This is a genomic window from Helicobacter mehlei, from assembly GCF_007280785.1.
Taxonomy (GTDB): Bacteria; Campylobacterota; Campylobacteria; order Campylobacterales; family Helicobacteraceae; genus Helicobacter; species Helicobacter mehlei.
Genome location: NZ_VKGC01000059.1, coordinates 1 through 927 on the forward strand (window position 1 = coordinate 1; position 927 = coordinate 927).

General features: G+C 46.2%; 1 protein-coding gene. It reads right to left on the reverse strand.

The window, feature by feature from the left end:
• Nucleotides 1-222 precede the first annotated feature (222 nt).
• The coding region (locus tag FNE76_RS08070) for a PBECR3 domain-containing polyvalent protein (RefSeq protein WP_456237341.1) at nucleotides 223-927 on the reverse strand (705 nt) is incomplete at its 5' end.

Consider the following 927-nt stretch of genomic DNA (forward strand, 5'->3'; position numbering starts at 1 on the left):
GTGCTCGCATTGCGTGCGTTCAAGCTTTTTACCCCCCCGCTACAATAGGGCGGATCGATACACACACAATCTATACATGCATTAGGCAAGCCCTGCATAAAGCCTAACGCATCGGCGTTAAAAACTTGGTTAAGATAGGGGGTTAGCATGGGGGGTCCTCCTTAAAGATCGCTTTTTATCGGCAACTTTCTTTTTAAGCCAAGGTTTAGTAGAATATGCCCACTATAACCCTCGCCTTAGAGTTCGGTCTAGGGCCGTATCCCTTTGAGGAAGGCGTTCGGAGGGTCGTAGGTTTGGCCACTTCTTTAGATTTCCCCGACTTTTCCACATTGTTACAAACCTTAGCTTGTTTTGTGCTGTTAGGACTTCCTCCACCACCACATAATGCCCGTTAATCTGTTTTTTGTATTTAATCTTTTTGCCCTCCACTTCCCTAACATCTGCATTCTTAACGATATTAGGATAATAACTAATATCATCTAGGGTCAAAGGTATTTGGTTGCGCGACATCTCAATCTTAGGGTCGCTATGCCTACTCAAAGCGTGTGCTACATGTTGTGCGTCTATCTCCCTAGCTAGCGCGTAATTGCCATTAAACTTAAATTCTTTGGCCAATTGTTCTAGCTCTTCCCCCTGCACTTTGGCGATCACGGCCTTATTTTTAGGGTTAGGGTTAGCTAAATCCCATCCCTCAATATGGCTTTTGATCTCTTGGGGGCTTAAGTCCTCTGCTAGCGTGCTCTTAGTGGGTAGAGTGCTTTTATTGATGGGCGGTTTTTTAGCCCCTGCAACACTGGACTTGGGGTTGTCCTCCTGCTTGATCTCAATCTTGCCCTTAATCCCCCCAACACTACGATTCTGTGCCCTCTGCAAAATTTGCATCTCTGGGCTGTTGGCTAAGCTTTGGCTGGCTTGCGCGCTCTTTTT